General features: G+C 36.4%; 10 protein-coding genes, 1 tRNA gene and 1 pseudogene. 8 read left to right on the forward strand and 4 right to left on the reverse strand.

The features are described from left to right. Positions 1–34: 34 nt before the first annotated feature. The 3 genes and pseudogenes from ACFIKD_RS02745 to ACFIKD_RS02755 form a co-directional block, all read left to right on the forward strand. Positions 35–250, forward strand: a complete 216-nt coding sequence (locus tag ACFIKD_RS02745) for a hypothetical protein (protein ID WP_375647163.1) — start codon at positions 35–37, stop codon at positions 248–250. 196 nt (positions 251–446) lie between these two features. Then, complete coding sequence (locus tag ACFIKD_RS02750) at positions 447–596, forward strand: hypothetical protein (RefSeq protein WP_375635829.1); 150 nt, start codon at positions 447–449, stop codon at positions 594–596. A 216-nt stretch (positions 597–812) separates the two neighbouring features. Further along, positions 813–905: pseudogene (locus ACFIKD_RS02755) on the forward strand (type II toxin-antitoxin system mRNA interferase toxin, RelE/StbE family); the annotation flags it as partial. Positions 906–1,049: 144 nt separating this feature from the next. Here ACFIKD_RS02755 and ACFIKD_RS02760 read toward each other — a convergent pair. Next, a tRNA-Phe gene (locus tag ACFIKD_RS02760) sits at positions 1,050–1,125 on the reverse strand. Positions 1,126–1,522: 397 nt separating this feature from the next. On the opposite strand from ACFIKD_RS02760, the gene ACFIKD_RS02765 reads away from it, so the two are divergent. The 3 genes from ACFIKD_RS02765 (at position 1,523) to ACFIKD_RS02775 (ending at position 6,015) form a co-directional block, all read left to right on the forward strand. Next, positions 1,523–2,686 carry a phosphoserine transaminase gene (locus tag ACFIKD_RS02765; RefSeq protein ID WP_375647164.1) on the forward strand — a complete coding sequence of 388 codons (1,164 nt, stop codon included), beginning with the start codon at positions 1,523–1,525 and terminating at the stop codon, positions 2,684–2,686. A gap of 376 nt (positions 2,687–3,062) precedes the next feature. Then, positions 3,063–4,352, forward strand: a complete 1,290-nt coding sequence (locus ACFIKD_RS02770; protein ID WP_375635827.1) for an adenylosuccinate synthase — start codon at positions 3,063–3,065, stop codon at positions 4,350–4,352. A 241-nt stretch (positions 4,353–4,593) separates the two neighbouring features. Further along, entirely contained in the window at positions 4,594–6,015 is a 1,422-nt protein-coding gene (locus tag ACFIKD_RS02775) for a hypothetical protein (protein WP_375644544.1), read from the forward strand. A gap of 191 nt (positions 6,016–6,206) precedes the next feature. On the opposite strand, the gene rpoH is transcribed toward ACFIKD_RS02775, so the two are convergent. The 3 genes from rpoH to ACFIKD_RS02790 form a co-directional block, all read right to left on the reverse strand. Then, positions 6,207–7,091, reverse strand: a complete 885-nt coding sequence (gene rpoH, locus ACFIKD_RS02780) for an RNA polymerase sigma factor RpoH (protein ID WP_375635825.1) — start codon at positions 7,089–7,091, stop codon at positions 6,207–6,209. Between the two features lie 147 nt (positions 7,092–7,238). Beyond that, the gene (locus ACFIKD_RS02785; protein WP_375644545.1) at positions 7,239–8,243 is read right to left on the reverse strand and encodes an RluA family pseudouridine synthase; all 1,005 of its coding nucleotides are present in this window, start codon (positions 8,241–8,243) and stop codon (positions 7,239–7,241) included. Positions 8,244–8,272: 29 nt separating this feature from the next. Continuing rightward, the gene (locus tag ACFIKD_RS02790) at positions 8,273–9,703 is read right to left on the reverse strand and encodes an aldehyde dehydrogenase family protein (RefSeq protein ID WP_375647166.1); all 1,431 of its coding nucleotides are present in this window, start codon (positions 9,701–9,703) and stop codon (positions 8,273–8,275) included. A 390-nt stretch (positions 9,704–10,093) separates the two neighbouring features. On the opposite strand from ACFIKD_RS02790, the gene ACFIKD_RS02795 reads away from it, so the two are divergent. Continuing rightward, complete coding sequence (locus ACFIKD_RS02795; protein WP_375647167.1) at positions 10,094–12,670, forward strand: DNA translocase FtsK; 2,577 nt, start codon at positions 10,094–10,096, stop codon at positions 12,668–12,670. A 1,156-nt stretch (positions 12,671–13,826) separates the two neighbouring features. Further along, positions 13,827–15,533, forward strand: a complete 1,707-nt coding sequence (locus tag ACFIKD_RS02800) for an ATP-binding protein (RefSeq protein WP_375647168.1) — start codon at positions 13,827–13,829, stop codon at positions 15,531–15,533. Position 15,534: the final 1 nt, after the last annotated feature.

A 15,534-nucleotide genomic window follows, 5' to 3' on the forward strand; every position in this document is an offset into this window, starting at 1 on the left:
ATTTTGAAGCATAACAAGCAGGGAGCCCATTTATGTGGTTGGAAAGATGGTCAAGAAACGAAGCAGCAAAGATAAAGATCTTACAGAAAAAGAACAACAGCTTCTTCACGAGATGATAGAGACCTATCAAGGCTTAAAGATGATGTCACGCATCATGAAATTGATTGCCTTCATTGTCTTTGTGTTTATTATCGATTTTGCCCGCTTTATGGATACTCTAGAAAGTATCTTCTCACACCTCAAAAAGTAGCTAACAAAAAGTTGAAAAACTTTTTCTTTAAGAAAAGAAATTAATATTAATGATAAGTAACACTATGTTTAACTAAGTTAAATGTTTTAACTAAGCTAAATAATGTTAATCATTAAAATTCTTAAAGAGGAAATATTATGAGTGAAAAAAGTGACTTATAGCAGCTAAAGTAGATATGAATCTAAAAAGCGCATTTATGGCTATAGCTGAAATAAAACACCGTCCAGCATCTCAAATTTTACGTGATCTTATTTGTGTGTACGTTGAAAATAATAAGATACTCAATAAAGAAACGCTTGAAATTTTTCATAAAAGCGATAGCAATGAAGATGTTTTTTTATGCTGAAAATATTGCTGATTTGATTAAGCAACTGGATATCTGATTATGCGTTCAGTGAGTTATTCAGGAAAGTTTAAAAAGGATGTAAAATGAGCAAAAAAGCGTGGAAAAGATATGCGAAAGTTCACAGGAGTGATGCAACTTCTAATTCATAAGAAGCAATTGCTATCTATTTTAAATGATCATACATTACAAGGAAACTAGAAGCCTCGTCGAGATCTTCATATAGAACCCGATTGGTTATTAATTTATATAGTTGATGAAAAGCGTATCCATTTTGATAGGACAGGTACGCATTCAGATTTATTTAATTAAGAAGTTGATTATGCCCTTTAAAAAAACTGATTCGCAATAATTGAGAAGCATGTCACAAAATCCTATTCCCTAACCTTTATTTACGAATCCATCATGTTTTAAAAATATAATAAAACAAGATACTAAATAAGAAAAAATAAAAAGTGGTGCCCAGACGCGGATTCGAACCACGGACACGCGGATTTTCAGTCCGCTGCTCTACCAACTGAGCTATCTGGGCATGCTTCATAAAAAATATAAAGCGCTTGCGGTTATAACATTAAAATTTTCTCTGTCCAGTCATCAAAAGAAAAATAATTGATTTTTTAATAAGTTTATCTCCCTATTCTAGAGACTTATCAATGAATCTTTATCATAAAATAAATTTGATAGGCATATTGGACGTGTTAGTGTATTGTTAGTAGAATAATGTCTTATCGTGGTGATGATACAAAAAATTAAAAGAATCAATCGAGAAGCATGATTAAGAAAGTTTTTTTTAATAAAGTTTCAGTGAATTTTAAGCATACGAAATAATAGAAAATATTTTTGACTTTTTTCTAAAAAGATTATTGATTAGTCTTTATAATAATTTGTTTTTCTTTATAAAGAAAAAAACATCTAAAAGGGGAGAAATAATGATAATGTTACACAAACCAAGCAGTCGTCCCAATAATACTAATTTTTCTTCAGGTCCTTGTAGCAAACGGCCTGGTTGGACTCTTGATGTTCTTAAAAATGCATTAGTTGGGCGTTCACATAGATCTAGAGAAGCAGAATTAAAACTTGCTGAAGTTATTAATTTAACCCGTGAGATTCTTGAGGTTCCTTCTGATCATCGTATAGGAATTATGCCAGGTTCAGATACCGGTGCTGTTGAGGCTGCTCTATGGTCTCTATTAGGTGAGCGTGGCATTGATATGGCGGCGTGGGAAAGTTTTGGATTTGGGTGGAATAAAGATGTTGTCGAGCAATTAAAGCTTTCTGATGTGCGTCGTTTTGAAGCTCCTTATGGTGAAATACCAGATTTAACACAACTTGACTTTGATCGTGATGTTGTTTTTACATGGAATGGGACCACTTCTGGTGTGCGTATTCCTAATGCAGATTTCATTCCCCATAAGCGGGCTGGATTGACCATTTGTGATGCAACATCTGCAGCTTTTGCGCAATATCTTGATTTTTCAAAATTAGATGTTGTTACTTTTTCATGGCAGAAAGTTTTGGGAGGTGAGGCTGCGCATGGTATGGTGATTTTAAGTCCTCGTGCTGTTGAGAGGCTTGAGAATTATGTTCCAGCTTGGCCTATGCCTCAACTTTTCTATATGACAAAAAATGGAAAATTGAACGAAGATATTTTTAAAGGAAAGATAATCAATACACCTTCTATGCTTTGTGTTGAGGATTTTCTTGATGGGTTGAAGTGGGCAAAATCTCTAGGAGGTGCAGCGGCATTAAGAGCACGGGTGGAGAAAAACTTTTCTGTACTTGATGCTTTTGTTAGCAAAACACCATGGCTAGAATATTTGGCAAAAGATCCTGAAGTGCGTTCTAACACCGCTATTTGTTTAGATATTGTGGATCCAGTGATTACTGCTTTGGATACGGAAAAGCGAGTATCTTTCATAAAAGCGGTTGTGAAACGTCTTGATGAGGAAGGAGTTGCTTATGATATTGGTTCGTATCGCGATGCTCCTCCGGGGCTTCGAATTTGGGCGGGTATAACAATTGAGGCTTCCGATCTTGAAATTTTAACACAATGGCTTGAGTGGGCGTTCCAATTTGAAAAAGCACAGCTTTAAATAATTACTGGTGATTTTCACAGGGTGTTTTTTAACAGAAAAAGGATACGAGAGATTATGATGATCTTTCGTATTCTTGTATCAGACAAACAGCCTCTAAATATTACATGAATTGTAAAAGATTAAGAGGAGGAATAAATGCTCTGTCAGGTGTTGGATACGCACAAATTAAAATCTCTATTTTTTTACTTTTTGTAGCAAAAATGACAGATTTAAAATATTTTGATATTTGCTTATCGTTAAAATTTGAAAATTTAATAACTTGAAGATTGAGAAAAATCTGAAATGAGGAGTCGCACTTGCTCTAAGGTTTCGTTATAAAGAAGTGTTTGTTTTTGAATGCTGGTTTTTTTGACTAAACACGACGGAGAAAGTTATGGCCAATGTAGTTGTTGTCGGTACACAATGGGGTGATGAAGGCAAAGGTAAAATTGTAGATTGGTTGTCTGAGCGAGCAGATATCGTGGTGAGATATCAGGGGGGGCATAATGCTGGCCACACATTGGTTATTGATGGAGTTAGTTATAAATTATCACTTTTACCATCGGGTCTAGTTCGTGGGAAGTTATCAATTATTGGGAATGGTGTTGTAGTTGATCCCCATCATTTTGTAGCAGAGTTAAAAAAGCTACGTGATCAGGGCGTGAAAATCACACCGGAAATTTTACGTATTGCTGAAAATGCTCCTTTGATTCTTTCTTTGCATCGTGATCTTGATGCAATTCGAGAAAGCGGTTTATCTGGTTTAAAGATTGGTACAACAAAGCGTGGTATTGGACCGGCTTATGAAGATAAGGTGGGACGTCGTGCTATCCGAGTGATGGATTTAGCAGAAAAAGATACACTTATGGCTAAGATTGAGCGGCTTTTGAGGCATCATAATGCTTTGCGTCGTGGGATGGGTGTTGTAGAGATTGATTCTCAAGCGCTTTATGATGAATTGATGCAAGTTGCGGATAAAGTTTTGCCCTTTATGGATTGTACGTGGCGTCTTTTAGATGAAGGTTATCGAGGAGGAAAACACATTCTTTTTGAAGGTGCGCAAGGTGCTTTACTCGATAATGATTTTGGGACTTATCCGTACGTAACATCATCGAATACGGTTGCTGGGCAGGCATGTACAGGTTCAGGGATGGGACCTAGTGCAATTCATTATGTTTTGGGTATTACAAAAGCGTATACCACACGTGTTGGAGAAGGACCTTTTCCTACAGAGCAGATAAATGATATTGGTGAATTTCTGGGAGTGCGTGGGCATGAATTTGGTGTTGTAACGGGTCGAAAGCGTCGATGTGGTTGGTTTGATGCTGTCTTAGTCCGTCAGATGGTAGTAGTTTGCGGTGTTCAAGGTATAGCATTGACAAAACTTGATGTTTTGGATGGTTTGGATGAAATAAAAGTTTGTATTGGTTACGAGCTTGATGGTAGAAGGATTGATTATTTACCTTCTTCCATGGGAGCCCAAGCCCGTGTGAAGCCTATTTATGAAACATTAGAAGGTTGGAAGGAAAAAACAGCCCATGCATTGAGGTGGGAAGATTTACCAATGCAAGCTGTTAAATATATACGCTATATTGAAGAACTGATTAACACAAAAGTGGCTTTATTATCTACGAGTCCAGAACGTGAAGATACTATTCTTATTACAGATCCTTTTGCAAATTGATTATTATTTTTAGGTTTCCATATAGATCTTTTGTTCACTTCTATATCTTTTAACAAAAAGAGTTTTTAAGAGTGCGTGAAAGAAAGGTGTAAAATGACATTGTTTATTTTTCATATTCATTTTACACTATGACAATAGTTGTACCAATATAAATGACAATAAACTTATGAGCCTAAAATAAAGCCGTTTTAGCCTGAGTGCTAGGGTTTCTTTGCTTAGTTTAAGAGAGATTATAGAGGAAATGGTAGATTTCGTTGGAATCTTAAAAAAGGCAATTAATGCACAAAATAATGTTACACCACAAGTGCGTAAGCGGATTTATAAACGGGCTATCGAAACACTAGAATATCAATTTGTAACAGCAAAAATACCACAAGCAATAGCAGATGAACAAAGAAAGATTCTTCAGAGTGCTATTGCAACTGTTGAAGAAGAATATTTAGCAGTTGAAAAGAAGTTGCTTTCTTCAGTTATTGGGTGGGATTCCACAAATATAAATGAAGATAAGAAATATACAAAAAAAACTATATTACAAAAGAATAATGAATTTTCAGTGGTAGACATAAAAAGAAAGCAGGATTTTGTTACACATCCAAAGGATAGCAAGTTATTTGATGAGCCTTGGGTATCAGATATACCAGATGCAGAGCCTGTTAATATGGAGGCTGATGTACCTTCTCAGCATGTTAATAGCTGTGAGTTAAAGATTTCTTCGTCGCAAGAAGATAATCCTCATATTGTTTCGCATATTTTTTCTCAGGCTTTACGTCGTGCTAATAAATCATTGGTGCAAAGGCGTATTGTGATAAGTGCTGTTTCTATTGTTAGTTTTGCTGTTTTTACTATTGGTATTTTTTTTATTGGTGGGCGTGTATTTGTATCAAATGATCATCAAGTGTTAGGAGAAAATCTTCAAGTTTCTCACGAAGTACCAAAGGCACTTTCGGTTAAGAGAAAGTTAACACAACGTTTATTAGAGGATGGGAGTGAAATTGATGTCGGTTTAAAACAAGCGACAGATTCTTCGGATGAAGAAGGAGTTTCAACCGTTGTTTCCAGCAATTTGCAATCGCTTGATAAATTAGGTGAAGCTGTTTTTTATCAAGCACGTACAAATTATGATGCAGAAAAGATAGCAACCGGAAGTGTTCGCTGGACGCTTATAAAGGAGTCTTATGTGAAGGGGGCTCCAGAAGAAACAGCCATACAAGGTGATATAACAATTCCTGATGAAGGGCTATCATTACGGTTAATTTTACGTCGCAATACCGATCGGTCATTTCCTGCTGCATATATTATGGATCTTATTTTTATTCTTTCTGATAAATTCTCAGGTAAAGCTATAAGCAGTGTTCAAGCATTAACCTTTAAAGCAAGTGAACAATCTATTGGGCAGCCTTTAGTAAGAACTATTTCTACAAAAATTAACGATGATTTTTTTCTTGTTGCATTGAGTGGTAATCATCCATTTCTTGATCGAAATTTGCAATTGATGCGAGAATTAGATTGGGTGCGTTTAGTGTTAACGGATAAAAACGGACGTATAAATGAATTAACTTTTGCAAAAGGGCCAACAGGTGAGTCTATTTTCAATAAAGTTATTGGACAATGGCTTGCACAACAAGATAAGTTAACAGTTCTTGATCAGAAAAATAAAACATAGATGCAAATAAAATAAAAGGTTATTTCTCGATATTGATTTTTATTAGTTATATCAAACACGCTCAATAAAATTGTATACTATAACTCAAAGGATTCTACAGACTAATTTACAAGTACAAAGCCAACATACGCTTTTCTCATTTCTACTTTAAAAATGCGCAAACAATTGGCTTCATACCTAATTCTAGAGTCTTATATTTGACTTTGAGATAAAGCGGAATCTCTGATAGAATTTTGCACTTTTTCAAATGCACGCATTTCAATTTGCCTTACTCGTTCTCGACTAATGTTAAATTCACCAGAGAGTTCTTCTAGAGTTAATGGTATATCGTTTAAACGACGTGCTTTGAATATACGTTTTTCACGTTCATTGAGATTGTCCATGGCATTTATAAGCATGGAACGACGATTCTCCAATTCACTTTTTTCAATTAAAACTTGTTCTTGATCGTTAGATTCATCCACCAACCAATCTTGCAACTCGCTGTTTTCCCCTTCTTTTGTACGAAGGGGTGCGTTGAGTGAAGTGTCACCACCAAGTCGGCGGTTCATTGATATAACTTCATCTTCTGAGACATTCAACTGAGTTGCAATTTCTTTTACTTGTTCTGCATTGAGATCACCGTTATCAAGTGCTTGAAGTTTACTTTTTAATTTACGAAGGTTAAAAAACAAGCGCTTTTGATTAGCTGTTGTCCCCATCTTCACCAAACTCCAAGACCGCAATACATATTCTTGGATTGATGCTTTAATCCACCATATTGCATAGGTTGCAAGACGAAAACCACGTTCTGGCTCAAAACGCTTAACAGCTTGCATGAGTCCAACATTGCCTTCTGAAATGACTTCCCCAATGGGGAGTCCATAGCCGCGATATCCCATCGCGATTTTAGCTACAAGACGCAAATGACTGGTTACTAGCCTATGCGCTGCTTTTAAATCATTATGCTCACGGTAACGTTGAGCTAACATATATTCTTCTTTTGGATCAAGCATTGGAAAACGACGTACTTCTTCCAAATAACGGTTTAATCCGCCATCGCTTGTGGTTACTGATAACAAATTCATATGGGCCATAATAGCACCCTCCTTTTGTCTGAATTCCCTGATAAGGCAAATTCTATGTTTCAGATAGTAATACCTGTGCACATTCACTTTAGCATATTTTTCAATTTTGTTCAAAAAAAGATATTTTATTGTGAAATCTTGAGAAGGAGAAAAGTTTCAATTCATTTTTTTAAAATGCTTAATAAGTTTAGCCATATCTTGAGGTAGTGGTGCGGAAAACGACATAACTTTACCGGTAGAAGGGTGTTCAAAAGTGAGACTTGCGGCATGAAGTGCCTGTCTGTTGAATTGATCGATTGCATTTCTAATAGTGGGGTTGAATGCGTTTGATTTTGTTTTAAAAGCGTTTCCATAAACTGTATCGCCTATGAGTGGATGCCCAATATGAGCCATATGAACACGGATTTGATGGGTGCGTCCAGTTTCCAAGCGACATTCCAGAAGGCTAGCAAAAGATGTTGAGTCTGCATGAGAGCCATATTTTTCTAGCAAAGAAAAATGTGTAACAGCATGACGAGCATAAGGGTTTTGCTTATGGATAACAGCTTGCTTTGTTCGGTTGTGGGGCGAACGGCCAAGTGATGCATCAATTGTCCAAACATTGCGGTGAGGTGTCCCCCAAATCAAGGCATGATAGCGTCGGTCTAATGCACAGGTACGTCCATGATCAGAAAATTGAGCACTGAGACTTTTATGAGCCAGATCATTTTTTGCAACAACCATAACACCACTTGTATTTTTATCGAGACGATGGACAATGCCGGGGCGTTTAACACCACCTATACCAGATAAACTATTACCGCAGTGATAGATAAGGGCATTAACCAACGTACCGGTCCAATTTCCATTGCCAGGATGAACAACAAGACCTGCTGGTTTGTTAATAACAATGATATGATCATCTTCAAAAAGGATGTCCAATGCAATAGCTTCAGCACTAGGTTCTGCATCACGAAGGTCAGGCATTGCCAATTCAATTATTTGCTTAGGTCTTAATTTTGTTTTTGGTTCTTTTATGAATTGACCATCAATTTTAAGATAGCCTTCACGGATGAGGGTTTGCAAACGTGAACGTGAGAACACATTATGATATTGTTTTGCTAGCCACTGATCAAGACGTTGCCCAAGAGCACCTTCATCCGTTATTTTTTGTATTACCATACGATTCCTATTAAGTTTTTAATAAGATTTTACCAGTACGAAATTGCTTTACTATCGAGGAATTCTTTAATTCCCCAATGTCCCCCTTCACGGGCGCGTCCAGAAAATTTTACACCTCCAAAATAGCTTCCACTGGGTAATCCATGTCCGTTAACTTCTACCATACCAGAGCGTACTTGTGCCGCAATACGACGACATTTGTTGCGATCTTGTGATTGAATATAGTTTGTAAGACCATACTCAGTGTCATTCGTTAAAGCGACAGCTTCTTCTTCTGTATTAAAAGCAAGAATCGAGAGAACTGGACCAAAGATTTCTTCTTTGAAAATACGCATATGAGGTTTTACATCAGCAAAGACTGTTGGACGGACATAATAACCGCGTTCAATTCCTCTTGGTAAACCAGTTCCGCCTGCAACAAGAGTTGCACCATCATCAATTCCCGATTGGATAAGATCTTGAATTTTATCATATTGTTTTTTTGAAACGACGGGACCAATATGATTTCCTTCTTGGCAATTTGGTCCTACTTTTGTTGTTTCTGCAATATCTTTAGCTATTTTTATGGCTTTGTCATAGATGCTTTGTTCCACAAGCATACGAGTGGGTGCATTACAGCTTTGTCCACTATTATAAAAGCAATGTCGCACACCACGTTGAATAGCATCTGAGTCGGCATCAGCAAAGATAATATTCGCTCCTTTTCCCCCAAGTTCCAGACAGACTCTTTTTAAAGTAGCGCTAGCATTTTTAGAAATATCTTTTCCTGCTCTAGTTGAACCAGTAAAGCTAATCATTTCTAGATCTGGATGTGCTGAGAGGTAAGAGCCGACAGTTGTACCATCACCATTGATTAAATTAAAAACACCGGCAGGGAGCGCAGCTTCATCTAAAAATTCAGCAAAAAGCATAGCAGAAAGAGGCGCAATTTCAGAGGGCTTTAATACCATGGTACAGCCAGCCAAGAGAGCAGGGATAACTTTAAGAGTTACTTGATTCATGGGCCAATTCCATGGCGTAATTAATCCTACGACGCCGATAGGGTCGTAGTGAAGAATTGCTTGTTCATTTCCCTTTATTAAAGTTTCTTGGAACGAGAACTCTTTATAAGCTTCGATAAAATTGCGAATGTGGGAACTGCCAGTTGCGGTTTGCGCATTAAGTGCCATATCAATTGGTGCTCCCATTTCCATTGAAATGGTTTTTGCCATCTCTTTAGAGCGTTTTTCATAGATATTTAGAATTTTTTCAACGAACCCAAGACGCTCACTTGGTGACGATGTTTTCCATTTTTGAAACGCTTCTTTAGCTGCGTTAATTGCTTTATCGGCATCTTCTGTACTTCCAAGGCTAATGACAGCACAAGCCTCTTCTGTTGATGGATTAATGACGTCAAAATCGTGAGGAGTGCTTGGGTCCTCCCATAGACCATTGATATAAAATTTCCGTTTATTAAACATAATTCACTCCCTTTTTTCTATTTGTGTTTATTTAATTATGATTATCTTAGTCTAAGCCGTTTTAAACGAGGATAACAAGGGTAATCTTATAAAAACGCGAGAAATTAGATTGTATCATGATAACTGAGCATGGAGAATTCAACAGAGCAATGCTTATATACCCATTTGTATTATTAGGACTAATTGCTTTTATGAAATGAGAGAGAAAGAGAGCTATAGACAATTTATATCGTAAATATGCAGAAGAGAGATTATGAATATGCATTATGGCATTATTTTTTTCATTAAAAAGTAACCATCAGCAAAAGGTTATTAACCTTCGTATGATAGTTTCTACGAATTCTTTTTGAAAAGGTTATTTTTCTCATTGCTATAAATTTGTTGGGTGCCATGCATAATTCGAAAACAAAATCTATTTCTGCGTCTTCTTTTTCTGATGATGGTACGAAAGGTGCATCAAGAGAAGATTTATCTATTAAGATTACTGAGATATTTCCTTATCCGGAAGTATGGAAAAAGGCATTTACCCTCGGAAAAAATGTCCGTTTCACGCGAACTCCAGAAGTTGAGATTTTGCGTCGTCGTATAGAAACAGATCCAGTTTTTGCAAAACAGTTTAAAATTTTTACGAAGCAAGATCAAAAAAAAATTACAGATACAGATATTGTACGTTGTAATAAGAAAACAACAAACGCTCCATCGACAAAAAAAGTCATTAATCCTCAATCAATAGAAAATAAAACGTCGGTTTGTCATTCAACAGTTTTGAAGCAGTTGTCACGACAAGCTACTCGTATACCGTCAGCAAATATCCCACTTGAGGAGGATAAACAAGAGCATAAATTACAAGTAGAAAATGTGCTACAAAAAATGAATCCTGCTTGGCATCTTTCCGATGATGCATTTTTTGAATGCGTATCTTTGATATTTGAACATATGGATACTCAAACTTCAAAAGAGGATGAAACATCGATTGACACGACAAATGAAATTACATCCGATATCCCTTCTGCCTTTGATGAGTCAATAACTGCTCTTTACCGTGTTCTTGAATACCGCTTTCCGCAACTCTATGATTCAATTACATCAGAATCTCCAGCGGAAAGGATGCGAGGCGTTGAGCAAATTTCTGATTTAATGCATACGAATAATGATATTACTAAAGAGTGTCATTCTAAGCTTTCTGTTGAAGATTCCGCTCATACGTTAAGTAATGCAAGGGCGTTAAACGATACTGAGGCACTAAGCGATTCTGAGGCTAGTATAGAGACGAAAAAAACCAATAATATTGTCGATTGTATAACAAAGAATGTCACACCGAATTCAAAAGATTTGTCTGTGATGCAAGCAAATCGTAAAACGAAAATATTGCAATCTACCCGCGTGCCATTAAGCAATTATGATTCTGCTTTTATGCAAAATATTCAATCTATTGACAGTGATGTTTATGAGTTTCCTCCGATCAATTTATTACAGGAACCTGTTTTTCATGAAGGTACGATGATTCCTCAGGAAACATTGGAACGCGGTGCTGGGCTTTTGGAAAGTGTTTTGGAAGATTTTGGCATTAAGGGTGAAATTATTCATGTGCATCCAGGGCCAGTGGTTACAATGTATGAATTTGAGCCTGCTGCGGGTGTAAAGTCATCGCGCGTTATTAATCTTTCTGATGATATTGCGCGTTCTATGTCTGCTATTTCTACACGCGTTGCTGTTATTCCTGGACGGAATGTTATTGGGATTGAGTTACCCAATGCGGTTCGTGAAACCGTTTATCTACGGGAATTAATTCAAACACGTTCTTTTCGTGAAAGTGAATTTAAACTTGCTCTTGCTTTGGGGAAAGGGATTAGTGGTGAGCCGGTCATTGCAGAATTAGCAAAAATGCCTCATTTATTGGTTGCAGGAACAACAGGATCAGGCAAGTCTGTAGCAATTAATACAATGATTTTGTCGATTCTTTATCGTATGACACCAAAACAGTGTCGTTTGATCATGGTTGATCCTAAAATGCTAGAGCTCTCTGTTTATGATGGCATTCCACATCTTTTAACACCTGTTGTAACAGATCCTAAAAAAGCGGTAACAGCTTTAAAATGGGCGGTTCGTGAAATGGAGGAGCGTTATCGCAAAATGGCTAAGTTAGGTGTACGTAATATTGATGGTTTTAATGCACGCGTTGCACTTGCGGCTCAAAAAGGTGAGACGATCATGTGTACTGTACAGTCGGGTTTTGATAAGGAAACAGGAGAAATGCTTTATCATGAAGAAGCCATGGATCTTACGCAGCTTCCTTATATTGTTGTGATTGTTGATGAGATGGCTGATCTCATGATGGTGGCAGGGAAAGAAATAGAGAATGCCATTCAGCGCTTAGCACAAATGGCGCGTGCGGCTGGTATTCATCTTATTATGGCAACGCAGCGCCCTTCTGTTGATGTTATCACAGGGACAATTAAAGCGAACTTTCCTACCCGCATTTCTTTTCAAGTGACATCAAAAATTGACAGTCGTACGATCCTAGGTGAACAAGGTGCTGAAACGCTTTTAGGTCAAGGAGATATGCTTCATATGGCAGGTGGGGGGCGTATTGTACGCGTTCATGGACCTTTTGTCTCTGATGAAGAAGTTGAATCTATTGTTGCACATCTTAAACTGCAAGGAAAACCTGATTATTTAGCAACCGTCACAGATAACGAAGACGATAACAAAGAGGATGCTTCTGCCGATTCAACGGTTGAAGTTTCTGAGGAAGAAAATTTTGATGAAGAGGGAGAGGAGCTTTATAATCAAGCTTTAAAGATTGTTATGCGTGATAAAAAATGTTCAACATCTTATATTCAGCGCCGACTTTCAATCGGCTATAATAAAGCAGCTTCTCTTGTTGAGCGGATGGAAGAAAAAGGCATTGTTGGAGCCGCTAATCATGTGGGAAAACGTGAAATTTTACTCAATGCAGGGAAATAAAAAAGCACATTAAAATGTGCGATTTAAAATATGCGATTTTTAAAATGTTTGACAGTTATTATTTAAATAGCGAATGCTTGTTTTATTTTTTCAAAGCAGATGTGACCATGTATTTATTTTTATAATAATATTAAAAAATTGAGTGGAGAAGAATAATGCAAAAGCGATCTTTTGACTTCTGATGAGGTAAATAAGCGGATACCAAAAGGGGAGATATTTTTAACATTTCTAGATGATCTGGAATGTAAAGAAATTAAACAAATCTTTATATGAGAACAGATAATTTTTGTTTTCTCTTCTATAGCTGTTCTGATGAAAGAAAGGTCTTTTGGGAATTATGGAGAGCATCATAAGAAGAGTATCCAATATGCAAGTTTTATTGCATTGGGTGCTTTAAAGCACTATACTAAATTTGTCATCATTTGATATTATTGGCACAAGAAAGGTGTTCTTACGAGAAACTTTATGTGAAAAAGAAATTTTTATTTCTATTTTTATAATGCAATTTATTGATTTATAATGATAATTTATCATTGTAAATATTGAATAAAAATTTCAAATATCGTAAATTTTTTTCATTTCAAATCTGTTTCTGTTGAAACAAATAAAACGATTTTCTTGCGTATCATAATAATGTAGGGGTAAAAAAGTAAAAAAAGAAATAAAAATGCCGCTTATGAACGCCTTCAAATGCCAAGAACTATTGGTAACAACATTAGGGGTTAAAATTAGTATAATGATGGTTTTAACCAGCTATTTTATAAGCATAAAAATGTAATGTACAATGCCTTGCTATCTGTTATGGGGGACTTTACATTATACCATTTACGGATGCCGTCGTAAAATAAGCTTGGGGAGCTTGGGAGATATCTTTTTAAAACAGGCACATGAATGCGCAAAATAAGTGTATTCTTTTTGAGTACTATTTATGCGAGGGAGATGTTACCATTATTGTAACAAGATTTGTTACAATAATGGGTGAATAAGCAACAGGAGTTGGAGGATTCTTTTTATTCTTGTTTTGTTGATGAAACAGTCAAAATTTTGCTACAGACAATTGATATGAGATATCAAGTTATTTTAACCAGAACAGGTAATTGTAAACAAATTAGCATTATTCATTTGAGAGTAAATCCAACACTTTTTAGTTTTAGTTATGCCATTAAAAGCAGATGAATTGAAGTTAAATACAAATGAATTAAAATGTCAGCAAGAAGCTTTTCGTTTTACACCAGAGCTTTTGCCTCGGCCTTTTACGTGGGAAATCGATCATAATGGTTTATTTTGTGAAGTCTCAAAAGAGCTAGCTGAAGTTGTTGGTCCTCTCTCTTCCTCTATTTTAGGATGTAGCTTTCGTGAGCTTGCTCATCAATTTAATGATGATCGATATCTGGTTCTCAGTCATTTTATTGAAGCTGCTATGCCTTGGAGTAAAGAGATTGTTCAATGGCCTGTTGATGGTTGCTTACAATGGCTTGATGTTGAGTTGTCGGCTTTGCCAATTTTTGATGTTAAAAAGCAGCTTAAGGGGTTTCGTGGCTTTGGTATTTTAAAAATACGAAAAAAAGTCCAAGAAAAAAGAGATGAAAAGCTGGAAACAGAAATGCCATGTCTTACGGAGATAGAACGTTCAGCTTTTCATGAAATTGCAGAGAAATTACGTGATGAATTGAATTCATCGGTAAAAGAAAAAAAATTAGTTGAAGAAACAGCTATTCAGTTACCATATACACAAACATTGCCGGTAAATGCTATAGAACAAGCTCTCGTAAAAGAGCCCGCAGCAGTTTTATCATTGTTGGATACAGCAACAGATGGTGTTTTATGGTTGGATGAAGAGGGCTTTATTCAATCAGCAAGTAGGGCAGCCTTAGCATTGATGGGTTATGAAATAAATGAACTACGAGGACAGCCACTCTCTTCATTATTTACTTTGCAAAGCCGATTTTTCGTTGAAAAATATTTTAAATCAATCCGTGTGGAGGGGAAAAATCAGGTTTTAAATCGCAGAGAAACAGCTGATTTAATGACGAAAAATCATAAAAATATAACCGTTTTGATAACGATTGTATTTTTGGCACAGCAAGGCAATTATGCTGTTATGTTGCGTGATAGGACACAAACAGTTCCATCAGGAGGAAAAAAAGCAGAAGAGGATAAAATTGTTGGGGTTGTTCATGAAATACGAACACCTTTGAATGCTCTTATTGGTTTTGCAGAAATTATGAGAGAAGGCCGTTTTGGTTCGATAGAAAATGAGCGCTATCGTGGATATTTACGCGATATTATTTCCTCTGGAAAACATATATTATTGCTGATTAATCAATTACTTGAGTGCTCGAAGATAAATTATTCTGGTTCCAATAACCAGATTGATTCTTCCATTATTTCTGAAACATTTGATGTGATATCTTGTTTACGTGCGACGATAGCTTTTCTTGAAACTCAAGCCAATCAGAACGGCATTATCATGCGCATTGTTGCTCCACCTCACGTTCCATTTATTCCTGTATCACAACAAGTGTTTCGCCAGATTATATGGAATCTTCTTTCCAATGCTATTCGTTTTACACCTTTGGGTGGACAGATTATTGTTCACGTTTCTTATAGAAAAGAACGTGTAAAAATTTCAGTGAGTGACAATGGTATAGGGATGAACGAAGAAGAGATTGCACAGGCACTGAAACCTTATGGTCAAGTAGAGCGTAAAGATGGACGATCTGGAGATAGCGCTTTTATAGGAACAGGTTTAGGACTCCCAATGTGTAAAGCAATGGTGGAAGAAAGAGGAGGACAATTTTTATTGTTCTCAAAACCCAATCATGGAACAACTGTGGAAATGTTTTTTCCTCGTGTTCCATGAT

Origin of the sequence: Bartonella sp. CR84HXZ (assembly GCF_042194535.1) — a bacterium.
Taxonomy (GTDB): domain Bacteria; phylum Pseudomonadota; class Alphaproteobacteria; order Rhizobiales; family Rhizobiaceae; genus Bartonella; species Bartonella grahamii.

Coding starts and splice junctions, on each gene's coding strand:
- ACFIKD_RS02750 (WP_375635829.1), top strand. CDS start 447: ATGGCTATAGCTGAAATAAAACACCGTCCAGCATCTCAAATTTTACGT.
- ACFIKD_RS02765 (WP_375647164.1), top strand. CDS start 1,523: ATGATAATGTTACACAAACCAAGCAGTCGTCCCAATAATACTAATTTT.
- ACFIKD_RS02770 (WP_375635827.1), top strand. CDS start 3,063: ATGGCCAATGTAGTTGTTGTCGGTACACAATGGGGTGATGAAGGCAAA.
- ACFIKD_RS02775 (WP_375644544.1), top strand. CDS start 4,594: ATGGTAGATTTCGTTGGAATCTTAAAAAAGGCAATTAATGCACAAAAT.
- rpoH (WP_375635825.1), bottom strand. CDS start 7,091: ATGGCCCATATGAATTTGTTATCAGTAACCACAAGCGATGGCGGATTA.
- ACFIKD_RS02785 (WP_375644545.1), bottom strand. CDS start 8,243: ATGGTAATACAAAAAATAACGGATGAAGGTGCTCTTGGGCAACGTCTT.
- ACFIKD_RS02790 (WP_375647166.1), bottom strand. CDS start 9,703: ATGTTTAATAAACGGAAATTTTATATCAATGGTCTATGGGAGGACCCA.
- ACFIKD_RS02795 (WP_375647167.1), top strand. CDS start 10,094: ATGCATAATTCGAAAACAAAATCTATTTCTGCGTCTTCTTTTTCTGAT.
- ACFIKD_RS02800 (WP_375647168.1), top strand. CDS start 13,827: ATGCCATTAAAAGCAGATGAATTGAAGTTAAATACAAATGAATTAAAA.